1 protein-coding gene is annotated in these 488 nt (G+C 62.7%); it reads left to right on the top strand.

What is annotated here, in order from left to right:
• Positions 1-488: Ig-like domain-containing protein (locus ETC07_RS14965; protein ID WP_205742561.1), on the top strand; the 488-nt coding region annotated here is incomplete at both ends.

Here is a 488-nt window from a genome sequence, read left to right as displayed (position 1 = left end):
GACGTCACCAATGACAGCGCCACGGTGGTGATCCCCAGCGATTCGCTGGTAGACGGCGATTACAGTGTCGAAGCGGTAATCACCGATGACGCCGGCAACAGCTCGGTGGCTTCCAACAACATCGACTTCACTGTGGATGCGACCAGCCCGGGCGGTGATGACGGTAACGACGCTCCGACGCTGGCGATTGCTGAGGCCGCTGACGGCGCCATCAATGCCGACGAGCTAGCCGATGGCGTGCAGGCCAGCGTTGGCCTGACCGCCGGCACCCAGGCCGGCGACACCATCACGCTGAGCATCGATGGGGCCGAGGACGAGACCTACACCGTCACGCCTGAGGACGTCACCAATGACAGCGCCACGGTGGTGATCCCCAGCGATTCGCTGGTAGACGGCGATTACAGTGTCGAAGCGGTAATCACCGATGACGCCGGCAACAGCTCGGTGGCTTCCAACAACATCGACTTCACTGTGGATGCGACCAGCCC

This window comes from Halomonas borealis (assembly GCF_004798905.1).
Classification (GTDB): domain Bacteria; phylum Pseudomonadota; class Gammaproteobacteria; order Pseudomonadales; family Halomonadaceae; genus Halomonas; species Halomonas borealis.
Note: the sequence above shows the minus strand (reverse complement) of the source record. Positions and strands in the feature narration are given on the sequence as shown.